Genomic DNA, 22,016 nt, shown 5'->3' with positions numbered 1-22,016 from the left:
TGAGTGGCTCAAAAAGCTGCTCGAACTCGATGGGGGCGTATTTGTGGACACGCCCGCAATTGTACGAAACCTGCATGCATGTATGGGTGTTCGCCAATTGCTAGAAATGGGAGCACGCTCCCATGAAATCTCGCACGTGAGTGCGAGGTAGTTCATTGTTCTAATTGCTTAACTGTATTGTCCGGCACCAGTTCGTCGGAGGATTTTGGAAGCGCTTCAGCTGCGTTGACCGGTTCGTCAGGTTTGATTTTGCACAGTTCCGGTCCGTTGTCCTGAATTGTGATGATCAGCATCTGATGCGTCTGGTCATTCATCTTGGCAAGTGAGGAGAGGAACTGGTCCTCGTACTCAATTTGAGCAGGCGTTTTGAGCATGCCCGCAAGGACCTGCTGACGGTGCGCCTGACGCACCTGTTCACGCAGGTGAATCAGTTCATCTTTGGTAAGCCGCTTGTAAAGGACATAAGGTTTGTCGCGATAGCCGTCGTGCTGCATCAGAAAGCGTTCGCGAAGCGCCTTTTTCTCTTCCATAGAAAGATGCTTGCGAAGCTCGGTGCGCTCTTCGTGCGTCATTCTTCGCCAGTGATAATCGCGGTGCCGCGCGGAAAGCTTCGACCACACCTGGGCTCGGGCTCTCATATCCAGGCTGTCCCAGGGGCAGGCCTGTACCTGCGTCTCTCCCTTAGGGCTGTGCGGGTTATTGTGCTTGTGCCGATAAAACGGGCTCTGCTGCTGCACAGTTGCTGTCGTCGTCTGAGCAGAAAAAGAAATGACCGTTTCGGCGGCAGCGTCAAGTGCTGCAAACGCCGGTACGAGCAAAAGTGCGAAGTACGTGAAACGGCAAATCATAGTCAATAAGAGTCCCGGGAGTCATTTATAGTTACTAATGCTATAAAAGTTAATGCCCAAAAGGAAGAGAAATCAGTAGTATTCTTAGCAGAAAAGCGATAAATTTTGTTGCATCGTGTAATTTGAATTTTCAATAGGAGACGTAATGCAAGAAACAGAGAACATTAGAAAGGAGTCATCGACCCTGAGCTCTAAGCGTCCTCCCCGAATTCTCGTGGTGGATGACGACGGCCGCCTGCGTGATCTGCTGAGACAATTTTTAACGAATAACGGTTTTCACGTTTCGGTCGCAGAAGACGCCAATCAGATGAATCGTCTCTGGATGCGCGAACGTTTCGACGCGGTCATTCTTGACGTCATGATGCCGGGCGAAGACGGCATTTCCATTCTCAAGCGCATCCGCGCGTCAAACGACAACACTCCTATCCTGATGCTGACCGCTAAAGGCGAGGATATTGACCGTATTCTCGGTCTGGAGTTCGGTGCGGACGACTATCTGCCTAAACCCTACAATCCGCGTGAGCTGCTTGCCCGTCTGCACGCCATTCTGCGCAGACGCGAACCGGTTGATCCTCCGGGAGCTCCGAGCAAAGAAGACGAAACGGTTTCCTTCGGCAATTTCACACTGGATCTCGGTACACGCAAACTGAAGAAGGGCGACGAAGAGATTCCGCTCACAACCGGCGAATTTGCGGTGCTCAAGACCTTTGCGCGTCATCCGAGAGTGCCGCTTTCACGCGACAAACTGATGGAAATGGCCCGCGGCAGAGAATACGAAGCCTTTGACCGTTCATTGGACGTTCAGGTTTCCCGTCTGCGCAAGATCATTGAAGTCGATCCTTCCAAACCGCGCTATCTGCAGACGGTTTGGGGCTTAGGCTACGTGTTTATTCCCGACGGACAGTCCGACGGTAAGTAAAGCGATATAAAGGCTAAGCGCGGCATGGCGGATTCAAAAGACAAAGAGAGTGCGGCATCTCAATTCTTTTCCGGTTTGTTCTGGAAAACCTTCGGGATGCTGTTCATCCTTGTTCTTACCAGTGTCGGCGCTTGGCTTTACGGGCTCTCCGTCCTTGACGAAGAGCCTCGGGCGCTGAGCGCGTCTCAGCGCATTACCTCTATTACGACGCTAACCCGTTATGCACTGATCAGCGCGGATACGAGTTATCGATTCGACCTCATCATGGCTCTCGCGCAGCGCGAGGGCCTCAACATTCTTCCCAAAGAACCGAGCGATCGGGTTGAGCCGCTTGAAGGCGACCGACTCAACGATCTGATTCTGGAAAACGTGCGCTCTTCGCTTGGCAAAGATACGATGCTTGCGCGCCGCATTAACGGTATGCCGGGACTTTGGGTCAGTTTTAAAATCGACGAAGACGAGTATTGGCTCCGGTGCGAGCGATCCTCGAATCCGCCTCGTCTCGGAACGAACTGGATTTTTTGGTTCGGCGGAATGCTTTTTGTCTGTACGCTCTTTACCGTATTGCTGACGAATCGTCTGATTGATCCTTTGTCGCGTCTTTCGAGTTATGCGAGACAGCTTGGCCGAGGCATTCTGCCCGAGCCGCTGCCTTTGGACGGCCCGAGAGAAATCCGGGAAGTCAATGAAAGCTTCAACGTGATGGTTTCCGATCTGAAGCGGCTTCAAAGCGACCGCGAACTTCTTCTTGCAGGTGTCAGCCACGATCTTCGGACGCCGATTACACGTCTGCGTCTAGAAGTAGAACTCGCGCCGATTTCTGAAGAAACGCGAAACGCGATGTGCAGCGACCTTGATCAGATGGAAAGCATCGTGAAGCAGTTCATGGCGTATGTTCGTCAGGGTGAAACCGAGCTGAGCGTCGTGGATATTTCTTCTACGCTTCGCGAGGTCATCGCGGCCAACCGCCTTTCGACGCAGCCTGATGTCACGCTGAAAGTATCGATAGACGATAATCTTGAAGTGCGGGCCAATCCGACGGATTTGGCCAGAGCGATTCAAAACATGATTGTGAACGCCGGCAAGTACGGCAGAAGTACGGACGGACGGCTGAATTTAACGATTGTTCTGCGTCATCTGAAGAAGAAGAGTCTTGCCGAACTGATCGTTTCCGACGATGGAAAAGGGCTTCCTGCCAATGATTTGGAGCGTGTGTTAAGGCCGTTTGAACGCGGCGACACTGCCAGAGGCAACGCGAGCGGCACCGGTCTCGGACTTTCCATTGTGACCCGCGTCGCCAAAGCGGGTGGCGGTTCCGTGCGTCTTGTTCAGAATATTCCGAACGGTCTGAGCGTACAAATGATTATGCCGCTCGTTCCGTCCTCTTCCTTAGTTCGGCAGAGCGGCCCAAGCGGCACGGATAATCAATCCAAAGCTTAAGAACGCGCTTTGAGCAGAATCACTGCCTGAGCGACGATACCTTCTTCCCGTCCTTCAAAGCCGAGGAGTTCGTTGGTTTTGGCTTTTACATTCACGCAGTCGATCGGCAGTCTCAGAATAGAGGCAAGCGAAGCGTTGATTTGTTCCATGTAAGGTGCAAGTTTCGGTTTTTGCGCGATGATCGTGCAGTCCGCATTGACGGGCATCCAGCCCCTTTTAAGGACCAATTCCAGAGCTTCGGACAGCAAAAGCGCGCTGTCCGCACCCTTGTATTTCGGATCGGTGTCGGGAAAATGTCTGCCGATATCGCCGAGCGCCGCGGCGCCAAAGAGCGCGTCGGTTACGGCGTGCAGAAGCACATCCGCGTCGGAGTGGCCGTAAAGGCCTTTGTCATGTTTAATCGTAACGCCGCCGAGAATCAACGGCCGGCCTTCGACCAGCCGATGGACGTCATAGCCCTGGCCGATACGGTATTCATTGTGCATCATAGTGTTCCAAGATTTGTATTAAATATCTTCGCCGGCGGCTCTAGCCCTGAAGACGGCGCGCGCGAGCGCGAGATCTGCAGGACGCGTCACTTTAAAGTTTGTTGAAGAGCCTTCGATCAGTGCGGGTTTGAAGCCGGAAGCCTCCATTGCACTTGCCTCATCGGTGACGACAGCCTCAGTGTTGGAGAGTGCCTTAGTGAGCGGTCCGACCTTGAAGCACTGAGGCGTCTGAGCTGCCCAGAGTTTGTCTCGAGGAATCGTTTTGCCGATTTTGCCTGCGGCGTTCTGCTGCTTGATCGTGTCACTCACGGGAACCGCAAGGATGCCGCCTTCGTCGGTCTTTAAACAGTAATCAATCAGTTTGGCGACATCTGAGGCTTTAACGCAGGGACGGGCGGCGTCATGCGTGAGGACCCAATCGTTTGCGGAGAGTCCGGAGTATGTGATGCCGTTGCGGATACTGTCGGCTCTGCTTGCGCCGCCGACGCGAGCGATTTTGACGCGCGGGTCGGTGAACTTCAGCTGCTGACCGATTAAGTCCGAAGGAGAAATCACAATAACGAGCTGTTCGATTCTGGGCTCTTCAAGAAGAGCCGAAACGGAGTGCTCGAGCATGGTTTTACCTTCAATTAAAGCGTACTGCTTAGGAAAGTTCGTACCCATCCGGGTTCCTGAACCGGCCGCGACGACGACGGCTGCGAGCCGGAAAGAGGCTTCTTGTGTGTTCATGTGGATTCTCCGTTATCGATGGGATTCTAGCTCAAACGCCGCGATGTCTAGCCTATTTTAAAATTCGCGGCTTCTTTACCCGCGATGCGGCCGAACACCACGCATTCGGTGAGCGCGCCGCCTCCGATTCGATCTTTGCCGTGCAGACCGCCCGTCGCTTCACCCGCTGCATATAAGCCCGCAATCGACGTTCCGTCGTTTCGCAGTACTTCCGCATACTCGTTAAACGCGAGTCCGCCGCAGCAGTAATGAATGCCGAGTTTTTCCCGGCCGATGTAGTAGGGCGGCTTGTCGATCGTCTGCAAAAGAATCGGCTTTGCGAAATCCTCATCCTTTTGGCAACGCACAAACTCGTTATAGCGGTTCAGTGTTTCTTCAATGTTTTCTGCGGGGCAGCCGATCAGTTTGGCGATTTCTGCTGTATCAGCGCATTTATAGACAGATCCGTCCTCGAGTTTTGTCTCCACCGTCAGACTCTTTTTCGACTTGGCGTCCGTGATTGCCCAAAGAGTTCCATTGGACTGCTTTAAAAGTTCTTTCTGTATGACGGCGTGCGCATTGGCTTCATTGACAAAACGTCTGCCTTCCTGGTTGACGTAGATATCGGCTCCGGAGTAATTCAGCATGCGTCCGCCGAGATAGCAGATCAGCTGGATGTGTTCAAGATCTTTGACCATCGCATTCAGCGGTTTCGCAAGCGAGATCGCGTCTCCGGTCGCGCCGTCAAGGCCTCGTCCGGTCGGATTGGCGGTTGAGCGCATGGCAGGGCTGATATTTCGGTTGACAGCGCGGCACATGCTGATGTTTCCCGTAAAGCCTCCGCAGGCAAGAATCACCGCTTTAGAGCGAATGTATTCTACGTTTCCTTCCGGTGTGCGCATCACAACACCTTCGACCGCGCTTCGGTCCGCATAAGTGAGCAGATCGTTCACGCGGTGCGAGAAGATAAACCGCACTCCGAGTTCGCGAGCGCGCTGATTCAGATGCGTGATGTAGTTGAGTCCGTTGGCGCCGCTGTGTGAGATAAAGCTGCAGACACTGAGGGAGCCGACGGGAAGGTAGGGCTCGGGGTTCCAGCGGACACCCATGCTTTCAAGCCAATCCATAGCGGATTCGCTTTCTTTCATCAGAATTTTTAAAAGCTTCGCGTTGGCCTCAGGTCCGCCGATGACCAGGCTTTCTTTGACCGCATCCTCGACGGTGGTTTTAATTCCGTAGAGCTTGAGCCGCTTTTCGGAAACCGCGCAGAAGGATCCGCTTGCGACTCGGGAGTGGCCGCCGAGGATGGGGAGCTTTTCTATCACTAAGACGTTTTCCGCGCCGTTTTCACGAGCCGATACTGCTGCTGAGAGTCCGGCAAGTCCGGAGCCGACAATGACGACGTCCCAAAGGCGAATGCCGAAGGGAGAGGCAGCAGCCGCGCTCGTTGTTACAGCGCCAAGCGCCAGCGAAGCGCCGAGGCTGAGCAGATTTCGCCTACGCATCCTGCTGATCCTCTTCCTGAATTAAGATCAGCGCCCGCGTGATTTCGGCGACAGAGCTGAGTTCAAGCTTTTCTGCCGCATGTCCGCGGTGCATTTTGACCGTTGCCAGAGAAAGTCCTAGTTTGTCGCCGATTTCTTTATTGGTGAGTCCGTTCACGACTAAATGCAGGACTTCTTTTTCACGTGCGGTCAGGTGGCTGTAACGGCGTTTGAGTTCCAATCTTTCTTTTGCTCTGCGGCTTCTGCTGAAGCCGAGTTCCACCGCCTTTTCCACTTCAGCGTTGAGCCGCTCAGGGTCGGCCGGTTTTTCAAGGAATGTCACCGCGCCTTTTGCCATCGCGTTAACTGCCATTTCAATGTCGCCGTGACCGGAAAGGAAAATAATCGGGAAGTGCTTATAGCCGCGTTCAATCATAATCTGCTGAACTTCCAGGCCGGTAAAGTTCGGCATACGAAAGTCCAAGACCAAACATCCCGGAACGTCCAGATCATCCGAGCGCAGGAATTTTCCCGGTGAGTCATAAGCGACAACTTTCCAGCCCATCGTCTGAAGATAAATCTGGGTGGAGAAGAGAAGACTCGCGTCGTCGTCCACCAGGCGGATCAGCGCTTCGCTTTTATTCATTGTTCATTTCCTTTTGTTTTAATCGGTCAATCAGCAGCTCGGCGATGACGCCGCCTTTTGGTCTGCGTTTAAAGTGCAGACTCGCGCCGTGCATGTCTGCGATTTCTCTGACGATCGAGAGACCGAGCCCCAAGCCTTCGGCTTTTGTTGACTCGGCAGCATGTTCGAGCCGCTCGAAAGCGTCTTCATTGAGCTCTTCACCGTTGTTCCAAATCGTGAGATTCCATTTACTGCCTTTTTCCGTCAGTTCAATTCCGACTTTAGGTTTCTTTACGGCTTTGCTCGCGCTCGCCGCATTACGAATGAGATTCAGAATCAGCAGCTCCAAAGACAGCGGGTCGGCCAGCACATGCGCGGAGAGGCCGTTCGTAATGAACGGGACCAGGGTCTGCGCGTCTTCCTGCTGATGGAAGGTACGGATGGCTTTTTCCACGATCAGATTGAGCTGACAGGGCATCTGCGGCGCCTGTTCCTTGCGCGCGAATTTGCGCACTGAATCGACGATCATTGAGATGCGTTTTGTTTCTGCACTGATGTTGTCGATGATCTGCTTGGACAGATCGTCGCTTTCGAGACTGCCCTTCAGTCTGACATTGAGCACCGCGGCGTAATTAAGGAGCGCGCCTAAGGGCTGCTTTAATTCGTGCGCAATGATGTTGGACATCTGAGAAATCACGCCGGATCGTTCGATATGCGAGAGGCGCTTTCGTCCGGCGATTGCTTCTTTCTCCGCTTTTTCCTTCGCTTTAATCGCGCTGCTCAGTTCCAGCGTCCGCTGATCAACCAAGCGGTGAACGCGCAATTCATTTGCGATTAAAAACAGGAGAATCAGTGTGAGGATCAGCAGTTCGGTTTTATAGCGAAGGAGCAGCGCGCCCGGTGATGTGTCGCGCAGATTTTTGTACATACCAAAACGCAGCCGCCTCATTAAGTCGATTGCGCCGATATAGTCACCGGTAGCCGACCACTCGCTTTCCTCGGTCGGCGGCATGGCAAAGAGCGCACGAATAAAGTCTTTGACGACAGCGTCCGGGGTTCCCTTGAGTGAACTTATCACGAAGCCCGGATAAAGATCTTTCGTTGATCGCCTGCAGTAGAGGGATGCGGCGTCATCCGCTTTATAAAGCGCGACCGGTTTTACGGCGCCGGGGGAGAGCAGACCGTCTCCCTCAAGCATTTCGAGGTAACAGGTCGGGAGGATGCCGACGTCGCTCGCGCCCGAAATCACCTCTTCAATAATTTTGAGAGGATGGTCGCGAACGAAACTTGCGGCTTTAAAAAAGTTATCCGAAGAAAATCCGTGCCGCTCGATTTCGCCAAGCGCGGACCACCAGCCGATCAAAGAGGTGGGATTTTGGGCTGTTACAGTTTTATCCCGCATGTCTTCAAGGGTTCGGATATCTGAGCGGTCGCCTCTCGTGATGAAAAGCGCGCCGTTGTCTCCGCCGGAATTATTCGAGTAGATGCTTTTCAGCGTGGCGATGTCATGGCTGCCGTACTGAGGAGAGGTACTGAGCATAAGGTAGATCTCAGCGGGCGCCATGAGAAAATCCGGTTTGAACTGCTGCAGTTCGACCTCAAGATTTGCGGACGATATGGTGATAAGCGAGAGGTTATACCGATCTCCGAGTGTTTTTTTGAGATATTCAAAGGTCGGGAATACGGTTCTCTCTTTAACTTCTTCCGCGACAGAGCCGATATAACCGATTGTGATATCCGTTTTATCGGGTGCAGAAAGTCCCTCAGCGGAGCATACCGCCGAGAGAAGCAAAGACACAATAAAACAGGAAAGTCGTTTCACAAATCAAGGAATTTCGGTTTGATTTGTTATTTTCGCAAAAGCGAAGAATTTTGACCTGCTGGTTTTCCTTGATATTTTTATGAGATATTTCAGAAGAGGTGGGGGTTTTAGGACGAACTGCTAATAAAAAACCGCCCAAAGGCGGTCTTGTCGTGCAATACGTTAATTAACCTCTGTATTTGTCAAGGTCATAGAAAATATCTTCCTGCGGCAGACGGGATTTCGGACGAGTGCGGTTGTGATCGTCTTCAGCGTCATAGCCGAGTGTGACAAGCAGAACAGAGCGGGCGCCGTACATGTCAAGGTTCAGCACTTTGTCCATCGCCGCTTCATCAAAACCTTCGATCGGCGTTGAATCAATGCCCATAGAGGAAGCACCGTAAAGAAGGGCTGTCATTGCGATGTATGCCTGTTTCTTTTCCCAGTTGAGGGTTTCGCCGACCTGCTCACGCAGGTTAATGAAATACTGACGGCCGTCATAGATTTCCTTTGCCGCTTCTTCGTTGGCGACTCTGCCGTCCTTTGTTTCCTGCTCCAGTAGGCGGTGCTGATATTTGTCAGACAGGCCGTTGCGAACAGCGATCAGGACAAAGTGTGAGCACGTATCTAGGCGAGGCCAGTTGAAATCAGCAACTGCGGGACGAATACGTTTTTTTGCTTCTTCCGATGAACCGGTCAGGAAAATCCACGGCTGGCTGTTGACGGAAGAGGGCGCAAGCTGAAGAATTTTTTTAAGCTTGTCGAAATCCTCGGCTGAGATTGACTTGGACGGGTCAAACTTTTTAGCGGTAAATCGCTTTTCAGATAATTCAAGGAAATCCATTATTCGTTTCTCCAACGTTTAAAAGCAGATGACTGAGTATAGACGTCTTTTGCGCTTTGAGCGTATAGAAAAAGTGCAGTCTGTCGGCTATCCGCTGAGATTTATCGGTCGATGTTATTCAGGAGAAGCACTTTGGCATTGGTCAAACAAGCCTGCATTCGTTAGACTTTTCATATGCGAAACAAATGAAAGCTTTTTTCGGCAAAAAAGTCAGCAATGAAAAGAATACTGGTAACAGGAGCAGACGGCTACATCGGCAATGCGATGGTGCTTGCGCTGCTGAACTATACAAAGCAGTTCGTCGTGCGTGCGGCGGCGCAGAAAGAGTTCGTGCTGAACTCAAAATCCTTTGAAACGGTGCGTCTGGCAAGTTTGGAAGATACTCCGGACTGCCAGAAAGAGTTCGCAGACTGTGACGCCCTCATTCATTGCGAGACTTATGAAACGCTTCGCCAAGGCGGTGACTGGCTCGAAGAAAGCGCTCTGCACAGAATTCATGTGCTCGGTTCCGTCCATTTAGCCAGAGAAGCCTATCGTGCAGGTATCCGCCGCTTTATTTTTATCAGCACGGTTGAAGTGAACGGCGCGTCCACACCGGAGGGAAAGAAATTCTTTGCCGATTCGCTGCCGCGCCCGAGAACTTTGTTCGGCCGTTATATGCATCAGACGGAGAAAGCGATTCAGCAGGTCGGAGAGGAGTCCGGTCTTGAAGTCACGATCATTCGCGTACCGATGGTTTACGGGCCGGGCTGCTCCAATCTTTTTAGTTTTGCCCGCAAGCTGGTTGAATACTGCGTGCCGCTGCCTCTGCTGTGGTGTTCCAAGAACAAGCGCTCGCTTTTATCGATTGATAATCTGACGGACTTCGTGATTAAGTCGCTGGTTCATCCCGCGGCAGCCGGTGAGACCTTTCTGGTTAGTGACGGGCATGATTTGTCGGCGGAAGAGTTTTTCTGTCTGCTCGCCAAATCGCATCGCCGTCCGCCGCTTCTTTGGCCGTTCCCTCCGCTTTTTCTTCGTCTCTTCAACAGTTACATCGGTCGCCAGGCCTGGGAGGATTTCCTTTTTAAGAACCTGGTCGTCGATATTAAAAAGAACATGATTCTTCTCGGCTGGGAGCCTCCGCTGAGTGTGGAGCAGTGCTTCCGCAGGTCCTGGGATGAGCGTTCCGTGGCAGGAACCTCGCATCGCTCGAATTAGAGCATTAGGCGCGAGAAGTCTTTCTTCGGCGTGTACTATAGCCTCGACAATCCTTAATTAGACTAGAAGAAATGGGCGTACTGATTCAAATTATGCTGGCGACACTGCTCTCGTCAGTGCTTTCGATTATTTTGGCCGGGCTGATCAGCTTTAAGTTTCTGGACCAGTACATGAGCAAGATGCTGTGTATTTCAACCGGACTTCTGATCACGGTGGCGTTCACGCATCTTCTTCCGGAAGCGTTTGAAATTCATGAGAATGCGGTTTCTATCGGTTGGACGCTTCTCGTGAGTGTCTTATTCCTTTTTGGTATTGAGTATTACTTCAACAGCCACCACAGCCACACTGATCACGAGGGCACGGTGGTCAGCGAAATGATTGAGAACAGTCGTAAAGGCGCAAAGGGCGGCAATGCAATTCTGATCGGAGATGCATTCCACAATCTGACGGACGGCATTTTGATTGCGAGCGCCTTCATGGTGAGCAACAGCCTCGGCTGGATTACGGCATTTGCGATTATGGCGCATGAAATCCCGCAGGAGGTTGGAGATTTTATGGTTCTGCTGCATTCCGGATTTGAGCGCGCCAACGCTCTGATGTGGAACATCATTTCAGGTCTGACGTCTATGGTTGGCGGCTTGTTCGGCTACTTCCTGCTCGATAAAGTGGAGTGGATGGTGCCGTATGCGTTTGCGATCGCGGCCGCGAGCTTTATTTATATTGCGATGTCGGATCTTCTGCCGGAAATCGCCAGAAAAGAAAAGGCAGAAAGTTTTCTGATCCAGATGCTGTTTATTTTGATTGGTGTCGCAATCGCGGTAGCTGCAACCGGTTCAATGCACGCTCATTAATATCGTTCAGCGGGGAAAGAATCATAAAAGCGCAGGAGGGTTTTAGTAATTCTCCTGCGCTTTGCGCATCTGAATCAGCCGTGCGTAAAAATCAATCCGTGACGACCGGGTTCTCTTCAAAATCGATCCACTGACTGAAAGATCCGGGGTAGAGACGAGAGCCGAACAGTCCACAGTAGTCCATGGCAAAAAGATTGACGCTTGCGTTTACGCCGGAACCACAGGAGTGGATGACCTGCTTTGGAGATTTTCCGTTTAAGAGTGCAAGGAATTCTTTGCGCAGCTCCGGAGCGGATTTAAAGAAACCGTTTTCATCAAAACATTCGGATCCGCTTCTGCAGACGGCTCTGGGGATGTGTCCTGCTTTATGGTCGATTGTTTCTCCGATGCCGTGGAATCGTGTTTCAGGACGTGCGTCAATCAGCATGAATTCATGTGTCTTCAGATTATCCTGAACCTCTTTCATTTGGACAGGAACTTCGAGCGCTTCATGCTCCGTGACGGACTCTGAGGGCTGAGGTTCCAACGGAGTGCCGGTAAGCGGCAGGTTTTTCAGTTTCCAGCCTTTAAGGCCGCCGTTCAAAACGGCGACACGTTCATATCCGAGCCAGCGCAGCTCATACCAGAGACGCGTGGAAAAGCCGAGGCCGCCCTGATCATAGATAACGATCTGCTTAGAGGAATCGACGCCGAAAGCCTGCATATTCTTTTCAAACGCGGCCCGATCCGGCATCGGGTGCCGCCCTGTTCCTTTGGCGACTTTGCCGGTCACGTATTTGTCAAAGTCAATAAAGACGGCACCGGGGATGTGTTCGACTGCGTAATTCTTTTTGCCGATATCCGGTTCGGTAATGCTGCAGGAAGCGTCGAGCACAAGCAAATTGTCGGATTTGGAAATTTTCTGATTAACCAGAAGCGCATGAAGTTCATGCGGTTCGATGAGTGTGGTGTAAATCATTGCCTGACCTTTGAATTTAATATTCAGGATTTTATTACCGGCAATTTCTCAGTACAACGCAATGCGAATCGTATTCGGAAGGCAAGTCGTCAGTCTCATTTTGATTTTATGAAGCTGCCGCATCTTCTGAGACTGTTAAATTCATGAAACAGTCTCTAAAACTACCGATTCTTTGGTATTTAGGTGCCATATTGTAAGAATAGGACGATAATCGCAGCAATTTGTCATATTATCTAGCCATATCATCAGTAGAATTTGCATTGATTAAAAAGAACATCGGAATATGAGCAAGCAAAACAGCGCAAACGCGTCGGATGACGACATTAAAGAAATGAGCTTTGAAGCCGCACTCAAGGAGCTCGAATCTCTCTCTGAAAAAATGAGTCAGGGCGGACTTTCTTTGCAGGAGTCTGTCGAGGCCTACTCTCGCGGCGCAAAACTGAAGCAGCATTGTTCGCAGCTTCTGAAGGCAGCTGAAGAAAAAATCCGAGTCATCGACGCTGCGATGAAAGAAGATGACATTGAAGAGCTCGATGACGACGGTCTATTCTAGTTAAATATGATGTCCTCAGCCTTTAATGATTGGGTTAAGACCCGACAGGCGCGTGTAGAAGAGACCGCTTGCAAAAATCTCCCCAAGGCCGACTTATTTCCCGAGCCGCTTCATGAAGCGATGCGTTATTCGGTGCTCGGAGGCGGAAAAAGAGTTCGTCCACTGCTGGTGTATGCCGTCGGCGAAATGCTTGGGGCAAAGTCCTCTGATCTTGATCTGACCGCACTCGCGATTGAATGTGTTCACTCTTACTCATTGATCCATGACGATATGCCGTGCATGGACAACGATATGCTTCGTCACGGCAAACCCACGACGCACGCGCGCTTTGGTGAAGCGATGGCGATGCTTGCGGGTGACGCGCTTCAGCCGGAAGCCTTCTGCATCCTGAGTAAGACCGAACTGCCCGCCGAACGTAAGGTTCTCCTGGTAGAGCACTTGGCGCAGGCCTCATCCACACGAGGAATGTGCGGAGGGCAGGCGATCGATCTCTCGATGGTCGGTAAAAAGATGACGCTTGAAGAGCTTCGCCGCATGCATGCGATGAAAACCGGCGCGCTTCTTCTGTGTTCCGTGCTGATGGGCGCGGCCTGCGGCAAAGAAAGAGCTGACGAAGAGGCGATACTTGCATCGCTGAAGGAATACGGAACCGCGATCGGTCTTGCTTTCCAGATTGTTGACGATATCCTTGATGTCACGGCCGATACGGCGCTTTTAGGAAAGACGGCAGGAAAGGATGCGAAGGAAGATAAACCGACTTATGTCAGTCTGCTCGGGCTCGAATCCGCAAAAGAAATGGCCAAAGAACAGTACGAGAAAGCCTGTCATGCCTTAGAGCAGCTTCCCGACGATCTTCCCGGAAAAGAAAGACTTCGTGAGATCGCGTATTTCATTGTGGGAAGGAATTACTAGCGGGATTAACGATGAGCACACTTTTAGAAAACATCAACAGTCCTGCCGATGTCAAGAAGCTCACGATGCCGGAGCTCAAGCAGCTTGCGCGTGAGCTGCGCGAATTTATTATCGAAAGCGTTTCCAAGACCGGCGGACATCTCTCGTCCTCCTTAGGATGTGTTGAACTCGCGATCGCGATTCATTATGTATTTGAGACGCCGGAGGACAGACTGATTTGGGACGTCGGTCATCAGGCGTACGCGCACAAGATTCTGACGGGAAGAAGAGACCGCATGTTGACGCTTCGTCAGTACAAAGGGCTCTCGGGCTTTCCCAAACGCAGCGAAAGTCCTTATGACGCTTTCGGAGCAGGACACTCTTCAACTTCAATTTCCGCCGCGCTTGGCATGGCGGTAGCCGCTCGAGCGCAGGGCAAAACAGACCGCAGTCATGTGGCTGTCATCGGTGACGGCGCAATGACGGCCGGTATGGTTTTTGAAGCGCTGAACTGTGCCGGAGATATGAAGGATATTCGTCTCCTCGTGATTCTCAACGATAACGACTGCTCGATTTCCGCTCCGGTCGGCGCGCTGAATAAACACTTCACAAAGCTGATGAGCGGAAGGTTTTACGCTCAGGCCCGAGACATCGGCAAAGCCATTGTTCGGCCTTTCCCGAAACTCTTTGATTTAACGAGAAGGGCGGAGGAATACAGTAAAGGCATGGTGTCTCCTCAGTCGACGCTCTTTGAAGAATTCGGACTGAATTACCACGGACCGATTGACGGGCATGATCTTGAGGCCTTGATTCCGGTCCTTCAGAACATGAAGGCGCTTCCCGGTCCGCTTGTTCTGCACGTAGTGACGGAAAAGGGCCGAGGCTATGAACCGGCGGTGCACAATCCGACCAAATATCACGGGATTTCGCCCTTTGATGCCTCCAAAGGACTTGTGAGCTCACCGCACGCAAAAACCTATACGGAAGTGTTCAGTGACTTCCTGATGGACATTGCCAAAGAGGACGAGCGGGTGGTCGCGATTACTCCGGCGATGGAAGAAGGATCCGGATTGGTTGAATTCGCCAGGACTTATCCCAAGCGTTTCTTTGACGTGGCAATTGCCGAGCAGCATGCCGCAACCTTTGCCGCAGGGCTGGCAGCCGAGGGTTTAAAACCGATTTGCTGCTATTACTCGACATTCTCCCAGAGAGCATTTGATCAGATCGTGCATGATGTCGCGCTGCAGAATCTTCCGGTGCTCTTTGCGATGGATCGCGGAGGACTGGTTGGCGCTGACGGCGCAACACACCACGGATCTTTTGATTTGTCGTTCCTGCGCTGCATTCCCAACATCGTGATCATGGCGCCTTCCAACGAAAACGACTGCAGACAGATGCTGTATACGGGTTATATGCTTGATCAGCCGGTTGTTGTGCGCTATCCGAGAGGCAAAGGGCCGGGTGTTCCGATCGAAAAGCAAATGCATGCCATAGAGATAGGAAAAGCTGTGAAAGTCCGCAGCTGCGGGGCTGCCGCAGGCAGGAGATGCGCCATTCTCGCGTTTGGCAGCATGGTTGAAGAAGCGCTTCAGATTGCCGATGAAATTGACGCGACGGTCTATGACATGCGTTTTGTGAAGCCGATTGATCGGCAGGCAGTGACCGAAGCGGTTAAAGAGCATGACTTAGTCGTCACAATGGAGGAGAATGTTGTCATTGGCGGTGCCGGAGACGCATGCCTTGAAACTCTTGCCTCCGAGGGTATTAAAGCGGACGTGCTTCAAATTGGAATTCCGGATCGATTCATTGAGCAGGGTACGCAAATGCAACTCTGGCATGATTGCGGCATGAATAAAGAAAGCGTTTTAAAGCAAATACAGGAAAGACTCAAACTTGAGCAAGCGGAGCCTTAAATGGAATTTTTGAAAGATGCAGATCTGAGAAAGCTGAACACCTTTGGCGTTAACGCCCGTGCGGCCTACTTCGCTGAAGTTAAGTCGATTGACGACTTGATTGCGGTGCGCGAGGAGATGCTGAAAAATCCAGTCGAATCTTTTATGGTGCTCGGCGGAGGCTCCAATGTTTTGTTTAAGGAAGATTATCCGGGTCTGGTTCTGCGGATGATGATTCCCGGCATGGATATTTTCCATGAGGACGCGGACTCTTACGTTGTCAAGGCGGGCGCCGGTGAAGTCTGGCACAGTTTCATTGTTCGTTTGCTGGACGCCGGAATTGCAGGACTTGAGAATCTTGCACTGATTCCGGGCACGGTCGGTGCGGCTCCCATTCAGAATATCGGGGCCTACGGCGCTGAAGCCGCTGAACGGATTGAATCTGTTGAGGTTTTTGATATCAACAGCGGAGAAATCCGAGAGCTGACGACGGAAGAATGTGACTTCGGATATCGCAGCTCGATTTTCAAGAAAAAAGAAAACCATCATCTCATTATCACGGGTGTGACGTTCCGTTTCCCGAAGAAATGGCAGCCCAACATCGGCTATAAAGCTTTGGCTGAAGAAATCGAAATCAACCGTTTCCCCGAATTACGGCCTGAAGACGTGTTTTCCTGTGTAGTCGCACTGCGCAGAAGAAAACTTCCGGATCCTTCGAAGGTTGGCAATGCAGGCAGCTTCTTTAAGAATCCGACTGTCGAGCGCGATCTGTTTTCGAAGCTTCTGAGAACGAATCCCTCCGTGGTTTCTTATCCGCTTGCGGGCGGCAAGTACAAGCTTTCGGCGGCCTGGCTTATTGAACAGGCCGGTCTGCGCGGCTACCGTATGGGCGATGTTGGAGTTTGGGAAAAGCAGCCGCTTGTTCTTGTTAACTACGGACATGCTACCGGTGAAGATATTTATGCACTTGCGCAGGACGTGCGTCTTCGTGTCAAGAACTGCTTCTCGATCAAGCTTGAACCGGAAGTCAATATTATTTAATCAGATTTTGTTCAATTTATTCGGCGCCCATTGCGGCGCCATATTTTTTGAACGAGACTTTGTGATGTCGTCTAAATAATTCCTAGCTCCTTTCCAATGTCCCGTCTATATGGCGTTACGCGGTTTTGGGATCGAGACTCGAACAGCGCCAGCGGCTCCGATTTACGAAGAAAAAACTTAATAAAAACTAAGATAATTTCCCTATATTCATTTGTCATTTTCTTGTGTATTTTGTCCGTTGCCTATGAGATGAATAACTAAATGACCAAAGAACAGCAGACCACACCAGGAGGAATCACCCGCGCAGTATGTGCTTGCGCGTTCGCTTTGTTCCACCTGCTTTCTGCTGAAACTCATGCGTCCGTCAAAAATCAGCCGACCGTGCGTCTGGCGGTAGTGAACACCTTCGGAAATAACTTTTCTGTTCGCTATTTCAACGGTACGGTCAACGCAATCGCGAAATCGCTGGACGGGCGCCGTCTCATCGTCCAGCTCTACAATCAGGACGAATATCTAAAAGCGGCTAAAGAGAACAAATTTGATCTTTCTATTGCTTCGAGCGGTCTGACAGCAGTCATGATGGATACGCTCGGCGGGACTCCGCTTCTGACCCTTGTGCACGCAAGAACGCCGAACCCGAACAAGGCCAACGGCGGCGTCATTATCGCCAACGCGAAGAATGGCAATATCAATAGCATAAGAGACTTAAAGGGCAAGAGTCTTGTTGTGATGAGTAAAAAGGCTTTTGCGGGCTACATGATTCCCATGCACGAGCTTGAGCGGCAGGGTCTGAATCCGGAAAATACCTTCCGCAGCATCACGGAAGCGCGCGAACCAATGACACGCCTTGCGGAGAAGGTGAGGGACAACGAGTTCGATGTCGCCTTTTTAGCCAGCTGCGTACTCGAAAATATGGAGCAGGAAGGCACTCTGAAACCGAACGAGATCAAGGTCATCAATCCTCAAAACAGTGCGGACTTTTACTGTCAGCATTCCACGGAACTGTATCCGGGTTGGATTCTGTCTGCTCGCTCGAGCCTGCCGGCGACAATGGTGCGAAAGATCGTAATTTCGCTTCTGGAAATGCCGGTCGGAAAATCCAACGGCGAATACTGGACCATTGCAAACGATTATCAGGAAATGAACACTCTGCTGCGCCGAATGGAGCAGAGAGAATTCATGGAAAGGGATATTCCCTGGCTGATCAGGCGTTATAAGCACTACATTCTTTCGGCTGTTCTCTTCCTTTTATTTATTTTGGCAAATTGGATGTACCTTGCTTATGCCGTTCGCAAGCGGACGAAAGAGCTGAAGGACACGGTGGAAGAGAACCTCGCCTTTGAAAGAGAAAACTTAAAAATTAAAGATCGATTTGAGTCGTTACAGCGCGTTAACTCGATTGCCATGATTTCCACCATGGTGGCTCATGAACTCAAGCAGCCGCTTGCCGTCATCAACAACTATGCCGAAGGGCTGGGAAGAAGAATCACGAAGGGCCGCTTTAAAACGCCGCAGGAAATTCTGCCGATTATCGAAGAGATTCGCAGCGAGGGGCAACGAGCATCAAGTATTATCGATCTCGTAAGAAGATTCGGAAAAAAGGATAAGCACGAAAGACAGACATTCGATCTGGGTGATTTAACCGCCGAGACTGTTGACATGCTTATTCGTGTCGGAACGCTGACAACCGGCTACGAATTAAAGTGCGGCAAAAACATTCTGGTGACTGCAGATCGTTTAAACATTGAGGTAGTTATCATTAACCTCATTAAAAACGCTGTGGAAGCCTGCCGAGCTGAAGCGAGCCCGATGGTGGTCATCAGTGTTTCCGCCAAAGATCAGGATGCCGAGATCATTGTCGAAGACAACGGTCCAGAAATTTCGGACGAACAGTTTGAAAAAATGAAGTTTGTCGGGAACTCGACTAAAAAAGACGGACTCGGCTTGGGCCTTGCCATTGTGCATGAACTGATTGAAGCGCATGGCGGCTCTCTGGTACTGAAGAGAAAAAAAGAAGGAGGCTTGATTTGTGTCGTTCGGCTTCCGAGATGTGAGGAGAAGGAGTAAATGGATTTAAAACAAATTCAGGAGCAATGTTTAGTTCGCATCGTTGATGATGATGAGGCGATGCGAAAGTCGTGGAATTTCCTCATTGAAGGAGAAGGTTGGAAAACGAGCTGCTATGCAGGCGCTTTCCGCTTCCTGGAGGAAGACGACGACAGCCTTCCGGGGTGCGTGATTCTTGACGTTCGCATGCCGAACATGAGCGGCATTGAACTTCAGCGCATCATGGGCATTCAGAGCAACCACCTTCCGATCATTTTTGTTTCCGCGCACGGCGATATTGATATGGCAGTACAGGCGCTTAAAGACGGAGCATTTGATTTTCTGCCGAAACCGGTGAGCGCGGAGCGTCTGCTCGCGGCTATTGAAAAAGCCTGTTTAATCAGCTGTGAACTGCATGAGAGCGAACAGAGAGAAAAAGCAGCAAGAGATAATTTCAATTCTCTGACGCAGCGCGAGAAAATGGTCGCGCGCAAGGTAGCGCTCGGACTTCTCAATAAACAGATCGCCGACGAGCTTGATATCAGCGAAAAGACCGTTCAGGCGCATCGCGGCGCGGTCTGCCGTAAACTTGGCGTCAAGAGCGCGGTTGGTGTCGCGGCAATTCTTCGCATCATTCACGAAGATGCCGGCGACGGAGAAATCGCAAGATAAAGGAAAGGCCGGGAAGAACCCGGCCTCTGAGTTTGTTTTACTCGTCAAGCTTTCCAAGAAGCAGATATTCCATAATCGCTTTTTGGATATGCATACGGTTTTCAGCTTCATCCCAAACGACCGACTGAGGACCGTCAATCACTTCTGCTGAGACTTCCTGTCCGCGGTAAGCAGGCAGACAGTGCATGAACATAGCGTCCTTTTTTGCGGCGCTCATGACTTCAGGCGTCACTTGCCAGCGGGCAAAGTTGCCTAAACGCTTTTCATTGTCTTCATCGTATCCGGTGGATTTCCAGGTGTCTGTTGTGACGATATCGACACCGGCGGCCGCTTCCATCGGGTCCTGGAAAAACTCCAGGCAGCTTCTGTCCTTAGGCAGCTGAGATGTATTGAGCTTAAAGCCGATCGGGGCCGAGATATTGACCTTGAATCCCAGAATCGAAGCAGCGTTCAGCCAAGAGTACAGCACGTTATTAGCTGCGCCGATCCACGCGACGGTTTTTCCGGTAATCGGACCGCGCTGTTCCATGTACGTCATGATGTCGCCCATGATTTGGCACGGATGCGATTCATTGGTCAGGCCGTTAATCACAGGCACCAGGGAGCAGCTCGCAAACTCTTCCAGTCTCTCATGCATCGCGGTGCGGATCATGACGATGTCGACCATGCGTGAGATGACTCTAGCGGTGTCCTGCATGGATTCCGCGTTGCGCAGCTGCATGTCGGCGCTGTTGAGGTAAATGCAGGTGCCTCCGAGCTGATCGAATCCGGCTTCAAAAGAAACGCGTGTTCGAGTGCTCGCCTTTTCAAAAATCATGGCAAGCACTCGGCCCTTAAAGGGACGGTAGATTTCACCGGATTCGAAGCGGCGTTTTAAGTACAGACCGCGCTTTAAGATGTAATCAAGCTCTTCAGCAGAAAAGTCTTTGATTGCAAGGAAATTTTTGTGCATTCCACACCTGTTTAGATCTTGGGAAGAGCAAGGAAGGCGCGGATGACCGGCGTAATGCGCTTAACGATTTCATCGGCTTCAGCCTCTGTCAGAATCAGCGGCGGAACCAGGCGAATCACGTTGCCTGCTGTCACGCTGAATGTCAGACCGGCTTTAAGAGCGGGTTCTAAAATATCGTGCGCGTCACGATCAAGCACAATGCCGAGCATCAGCCCCTTGCCGCGGATCTCCAGAACACCGGAGAAACCGTTTAAGGATTTGGACAAGGCTTTTTTAAGCTTCTTGCCGACTTCGAAGGCGTTGTCGACGAGCTTTTCTTCTTCAATGATGGAAAGCGTTTCAAGCGCGGCGCGCATGGCAAGCGGGTTGCCGCCGAAGGTGGAGCCGTGGTTGCCGGGTTTGAGGATGTTGGCTTTTTCGCTGACAACAACCGCGCCGACGGGAACGCCGCCCGCAAGACCTTTGGCAAGCGTCATGACATCCGGTTTGACTTCAGCCCACTGATGAGCGAACCATTTGCCGGAGCGTCCGACGCCGGACTGGATTTCGTCGCACATCATAAGGATGTCGTTCTGATCGCAGAGTTCTCTGAGACCGCGCATGTAGCTGAGTTCAAGCGGAATTACGCCGCCTTCGCCGAGAATCGGTTCAAAGAGGATGGCAACGACGTTTTTGTCTTCCTTGACGATCTTCTCGACTTCTTCGAGATTACCTTCTTCAACAGGAATGAAGCCCTCTGTGTAAGGAGAGAAGTCCGCTTTGACCGAGGGGTTGCCTGTCGCCGACAGAGTCGCGATGGAGCGGCCGTGGAAGGCGTGCTTCATGACGATAATGTGGGGTACGTCGATTCCTTTGAGGTGTCCGAATTTACGAGCGATTTTGATGGCGCATTCGTTGGCTTCGAGACCGCTGTTGCAGAAAAAGACGGCGTCCAGACCGGAGTGTTCGACGAGTTTCTCGGCTACCTGTTCCTGAAGATCGATGTTGAAATAGTTCGAGCAGTGGATCAGTTTCGCGGCCTGATCTGAAATCGCTCTGACCAGACGGGGATGAGCATGACCGACCGAATTAACAGCGATTCCGGCAAGGGCGTCAAGATATTTATTTCCTTCCTTATCCCAGAGCCAGACTCCCTGTCCGTGATCAAAAGAAATGGGAAGGCGCCCGTAGTTGTTCATCAAATGCGACATGTCGATGTGTCCTGTCAAAAAGAATTGTTATCGAGATTGAGTTTATCTTTGTATTATAGGTCGAGCATCCTGCGGCGTTTAATGAATTCTGCGGAATTCTCCGTGCGTAAGCGCGGGGGTGGATAGCGGCCGGCCGAATGTCAATTCGGCCGTTGATTTTTGATATATCTCTCGATAATGGCAGTTGTTGCTCCGTCTCCAACTGAAATTACACAGTAACTTTTTGTCCAAAAGCGTTTGCCCCAAAGCATCCTTCGATTCTGATTGAAGAATTCTTGCCGATTTTTCAGAGATGATATGGTTTTTAGTTTATTTGAAAGGCAAATTGTCGGAGGCTAAGAGATCAATAGATGAACATGATCTTCTTCTCCCGAGCACTCCAAAGGCCTGACTTGATCCCGTTGACACAAGTCAGCAAAAATTTCCCTAGATCGTTGATGAAATAACTATTCGCCTGTAAGCTACTACGAAGATCAAGTGAGCTTTGAGATTGAAAACACAATGAGAACCGGTAGATAACTGCATATGATTCAAAGAGTCGAGCGACACGTTATTCGTAAAAACAATGCTAACTGGCAAGCCTGCCACAAGCTTTGTTCATTGTCGCGCAAGC

20 protein-coding genes and 1 pseudogene are annotated in these 22,016 nt (G+C 51.1%); 10 read left to right on the top strand and 11 right to left on the bottom strand.

Going from position 1 to position 22,016, the window contains the following annotated elements; genetic code table 11:
- Positions 1 to 152: 152 nt before the first annotated feature.
- Entirely contained in the window at positions 153 to 848 is a 696-nt protein-coding gene (locus tag E5987_RS11025) for a hypothetical protein (protein ID WP_160336133.1), read from the bottom strand.
- Between the two features lie 145 nt (positions 849 to 993).
- Here E5987_RS11025 and ompR point away from each other — a divergent pair, with 145 nt between their 5' ends.
- Positions 994 to 1,767, top strand: coding sequence for an osmolarity response regulator transcription factor OmpR (gene ompR, locus E5987_RS11020; protein WP_160336132.1), 774 nt, complete (start codon positions 994 to 996; stop codon positions 1,765 to 1,767).
- Between the two features lie 24 nt (positions 1,768 to 1,791).
- Positions 1,792 to 3,207: an ATP-binding protein gene (locus E5987_RS11015; RefSeq protein WP_160336131.1), complete on the top strand. Its 1,416-nt coding sequence runs from the start codon at positions 1,792 to 1,794 to the stop codon at positions 3,205 to 3,207.
- On the opposite strand, the gene ispF is transcribed toward E5987_RS11015, so the two are convergent.
- The 6 genes from ispF to E5987_RS10985 all read right to left on the bottom strand — a co-directional run bounded on the left by ispF (position 3,204) and on the right by E5987_RS10985 (position 9,157).
- A complete protein-coding gene (gene ispF, locus E5987_RS11010; protein WP_420901720.1) occupies positions 3,204 to 3,692 on the bottom strand; it encodes a 2-C-methyl-D-erythritol 2,4-cyclodiphosphate synthase in 489 nt (162 codons plus the stop codon). The two genes, E5987_RS11015 and ispF, sit on opposite strands and share 4 nt — an antisense overlap.
- Before the next feature lie 21 nt (positions 3,693 to 3,713).
- Positions 3,714 to 4,424 carry a 2-C-methyl-D-erythritol 4-phosphate cytidylyltransferase gene (gene ispD, locus E5987_RS11005; RefSeq protein WP_160336129.1) on the bottom strand — a complete coding sequence of 237 codons (711 nt, stop codon included), beginning with the start codon at positions 4,422 to 4,424 and terminating at the stop codon, positions 3,714 to 3,716.
- Positions 4,425 to 4,471: 47 nt separating this feature from the next.
- Positions 4,472 to 5,908 carry an FAD-dependent oxidoreductase gene (locus tag E5987_RS11000; protein ID WP_160336128.1) on the bottom strand — a complete coding sequence of 479 codons (1,437 nt, stop codon included), beginning with the start codon at positions 5,906 to 5,908 and terminating at the stop codon, positions 4,472 to 4,474.
- A complete protein-coding gene (locus E5987_RS10995) occupies positions 5,901 to 6,533 on the bottom strand; it encodes a response regulator transcription factor (protein WP_160336127.1) in 633 nt (210 codons plus the stop codon). The genes E5987_RS11000 and E5987_RS10995 overlap by 8 nt, the downstream gene beginning before the upstream one ends.
- The gene (locus E5987_RS10990; protein ID WP_288319858.1) at positions 6,526 to 8,334 is read right to left on the bottom strand and encodes a sensor histidine kinase; all 1,809 of its coding nucleotides are present in this window, start codon (positions 8,332 to 8,334) and stop codon (positions 6,526 to 6,528) included. Before E5987_RS10990 ends, E5987_RS10995 begins: the two co-directional genes overlap by 8 nt.
- A 166-nt stretch (positions 8,335 to 8,500) precedes the next feature.
- Positions 8,501 to 9,157, bottom strand: coding sequence for a nitroreductase family protein (locus E5987_RS10985; RefSeq protein WP_160336126.1), 657 nt, complete (start codon positions 9,155 to 9,157; stop codon positions 8,501 to 8,503).
- A gap of 216 nt (positions 9,158 to 9,373) precedes the next feature.
- Here E5987_RS10985 and E5987_RS10980 point away from each other — a divergent pair, with 216 nt between their 5' ends.
- Positions 9,374 to 10,357 carry an NAD-dependent epimerase/dehydratase family protein gene (locus E5987_RS10980; protein WP_160336125.1) on the top strand — a complete coding sequence of 328 codons (984 nt, stop codon included), beginning with the start codon at positions 9,374 to 9,376 and terminating at the stop codon, positions 10,355 to 10,357.
- Between the two features lie 71 nt (positions 10,358 to 10,428).
- Positions 10,429 to 11,208, top strand: coding sequence for a ZIP family metal transporter (locus E5987_RS10975; RefSeq protein WP_160336124.1), 780 nt, complete (start codon positions 10,429 to 10,431; stop codon positions 11,206 to 11,208).
- A 91-nt stretch (positions 11,209 to 11,299) separates the two neighbouring features.
- Here the strand turns inward: E5987_RS10975 and E5987_RS10970 are convergent, their stop codons facing one another.
- The gene (locus tag E5987_RS10970) at positions 11,300 to 12,166 is read right to left on the bottom strand and encodes a sulfurtransferase (RefSeq protein ID WP_160336123.1); all 867 of its coding nucleotides are present in this window, start codon (positions 12,164 to 12,166) and stop codon (positions 11,300 to 11,302) included.
- A gap of 283 nt (positions 12,167 to 12,449) precedes the next feature.
- Here E5987_RS10970 and xseB point away from each other — a divergent pair, with 283 nt between their 5' ends.
- From xseB to E5987_RS10940, 6 genes are all read left to right on the top strand, one after another.
- Entirely contained in the window at positions 12,450 to 12,719 is a 270-nt protein-coding gene (gene xseB / locus E5987_RS10965) for an exodeoxyribonuclease VII small subunit (protein ID WP_237178818.1), read from the top strand.
- A gap of 9 nt (positions 12,720 to 12,728) precedes the next feature.
- The gene (locus E5987_RS10960) at positions 12,729 to 13,631 is read left to right on the top strand and encodes a polyprenyl synthetase family protein (RefSeq protein ID WP_160336135.1); all 903 of its coding nucleotides are present in this window, start codon (positions 12,729 to 12,731) and stop codon (positions 13,629 to 13,631) included.
- Between the two features lie 11 nt (positions 13,632 to 13,642).
- Entirely contained in the window at positions 13,643 to 15,523 is a 1,881-nt protein-coding gene (gene dxs, locus E5987_RS10955) for a 1-deoxy-D-xylulose-5-phosphate synthase (protein WP_160336122.1), read from the top strand.
- Positions 15,524 to 16,543: a UDP-N-acetylmuramate dehydrogenase gene (murB, locus tag E5987_RS10950; protein WP_160336121.1), complete on the top strand. Its 1,020-nt coding sequence runs from the start codon at positions 15,524 to 15,526 to the stop codon at positions 16,541 to 16,543.
- 261 nt (positions 16,544 to 16,804) lie between these two features.
- Positions 16,805 to 18,610: a sensor histidine kinase gene (locus E5987_RS10945; RefSeq protein ID WP_160336120.1), complete on the top strand. Its 1,806-nt coding sequence runs from the start codon at positions 16,805 to 16,807 to the stop codon at positions 18,608 to 18,610.
- Positions 18,611 to 19,261, top strand: a complete 651-nt coding sequence (locus tag E5987_RS10940; RefSeq protein WP_160336119.1) for a response regulator transcription factor — start codon at positions 18,611 to 18,613, stop codon at positions 19,259 to 19,261.
- Between the two features lie 37 nt (positions 19,262 to 19,298).
- Here the strand turns inward: E5987_RS10940 and argF are convergent, their stop codons facing one another.
- From argF to tnpA, 3 genes and pseudogenes are all read right to left on the bottom strand, one after another.
- Positions 19,299 to 20,213, bottom strand: coding sequence for an ornithine carbamoyltransferase (gene argF / locus E5987_RS10935; RefSeq protein ID WP_160336118.1), 915 nt, complete (start codon positions 20,211 to 20,213; stop codon positions 19,299 to 19,301).
- A gap of 11 nt (positions 20,214 to 20,224) precedes the next feature.
- On the bottom strand, positions 20,225 to 21,403 hold the full coding sequence (locus tag E5987_RS10930) for an aspartate aminotransferase family protein (protein WP_160336117.1): 1,179 nt from the start codon (positions 21,401 to 21,403) through the stop codon (positions 20,225 to 20,227).
- 140 nt (positions 21,404 to 21,543) lie between these two features.
- Positions 21,544 to 21,828, bottom strand: a pseudogene (gene tnpA / locus E5987_RS13530) (IS200/IS605 family transposase); the annotation flags it as partial.
- Between the last annotated feature and the right edge of the window lie 188 nt (positions 21,829 to 22,016).

Source organism: Parasutterella muris (genome assembly GCF_009767915.1).
Classification (GTDB): domain Bacteria; phylum Pseudomonadota; class Gammaproteobacteria; order Burkholderiales; family Burkholderiaceae_F; genus Parasutterella; species Parasutterella muris.
This window is presented reverse-complemented; position numbering and strand designations above follow the sequence as displayed.

What these genes read in the sequence shown, in the direction of transcription:
- ispD (WP_160336129.1), bottom strand. Translation starts at nt 4,424, where the DNA reads ATGAACACACAAGAAGCCTCTTTCCGGCTCGCAGCCGTCGTCGTCGCG.
- E5987_RS10985 (WP_160336126.1), bottom strand. Translation starts at nt 9,157, where the DNA reads ATGGATTTCCTTGAATTATCTGAAAAGCGATTTACCGCTAAAAAGTTT.
- dxs (WP_160336122.1), top strand. Translation starts at nt 13,643, where the DNA reads ATGAGCACACTTTTAGAAAACATCAACAGTCCTGCCGATGTCAAGAAG.
- xseB (WP_237178818.1), top strand. Translation starts at nt 12,450, where the DNA reads ATGAGCAAGCAAAACAGCGCAAACGCGTCGGATGACGACATTAAAGAA.
- argF (WP_160336118.1), bottom strand. Translation starts at nt 20,213, where the DNA reads ATGCACAAAAATTTCCTTGCAATCAAAGACTTTTCTGCTGAAGAGCTT.
- E5987_RS10960 (WP_160336135.1), top strand. Translation starts at nt 12,729, where the DNA reads ATGTCCTCAGCCTTTAATGATTGGGTTAAGACCCGACAGGCGCGTGTA.
- E5987_RS10940 (WP_160336119.1), top strand. Translation starts at nt 18,611, where the DNA reads ATGGATTTAAAACAAATTCAGGAGCAATGTTTAGTTCGCATCGTTGAT.
- ompR (WP_160336132.1), top strand. Translation starts at nt 994, where the DNA reads ATGCAAGAAACAGAGAACATTAGAAAGGAGTCATCGACCCTGAGCTCT.
- E5987_RS11000 (WP_160336128.1), bottom strand. Translation starts at nt 5,908, where the DNA reads ATGCGTAGGCGAAATCTGCTCAGCCTCGGCGCTTCGCTGGCGCTTGGC.
- murB (WP_160336121.1), top strand. Translation starts at nt 15,524, where the DNA reads ATGGAATTTTTGAAAGATGCAGATCTGAGAAAGCTGAACACCTTTGGC.
- E5987_RS10930 (WP_160336117.1), bottom strand. Translation starts at nt 21,403, where the DNA reads ATGTCGCATTTGATGAACAACTACGGGCGCCTTCCCATTTCTTTTGAT.
- E5987_RS10970 (WP_160336123.1), bottom strand. Translation starts at nt 12,166, where the DNA reads ATGATTTACACCACACTCATCGAACCGCATGAACTTCATGCGCTTCTG.
- E5987_RS10945 (WP_160336120.1), top strand. Translation starts at nt 16,805, where the DNA reads ATGACCAAAGAACAGCAGACCACACCAGGAGGAATCACCCGCGCAGTA.
- E5987_RS11015 (WP_160336131.1), top strand. Translation starts at nt 1,792, where the DNA reads ATGGCGGATTCAAAAGACAAAGAGAGTGCGGCATCTCAATTCTTTTCC.
- E5987_RS11025 (WP_160336133.1), bottom strand. Translation starts at nt 848, where the DNA reads ATGATTTGCCGTTTCACGTACTTCGCACTTTTGCTCGTACCGGCGTTT.
- E5987_RS10975 (WP_160336124.1), top strand. Translation starts at nt 10,429, where the DNA reads ATGGGCGTACTGATTCAAATTATGCTGGCGACACTGCTCTCGTCAGTG.
- E5987_RS10995 (WP_160336127.1), bottom strand. Translation starts at nt 6,533, where the DNA reads ATGAATAAAAGCGAAGCGCTGATCCGCCTGGTGGACGACGACGCGAGT.
- E5987_RS10980 (WP_160336125.1), top strand. Translation starts at nt 9,374, where the DNA reads ATGAAAAGAATACTGGTAACAGGAGCAGACGGCTACATCGGCAATGCG.
- ispF (WP_420901720.1), bottom strand. Translation starts at nt 3,692, where the DNA reads ATGCACAATGAATACCGTATCGGCCAGGGCTATGACGTCCATCGGCTG.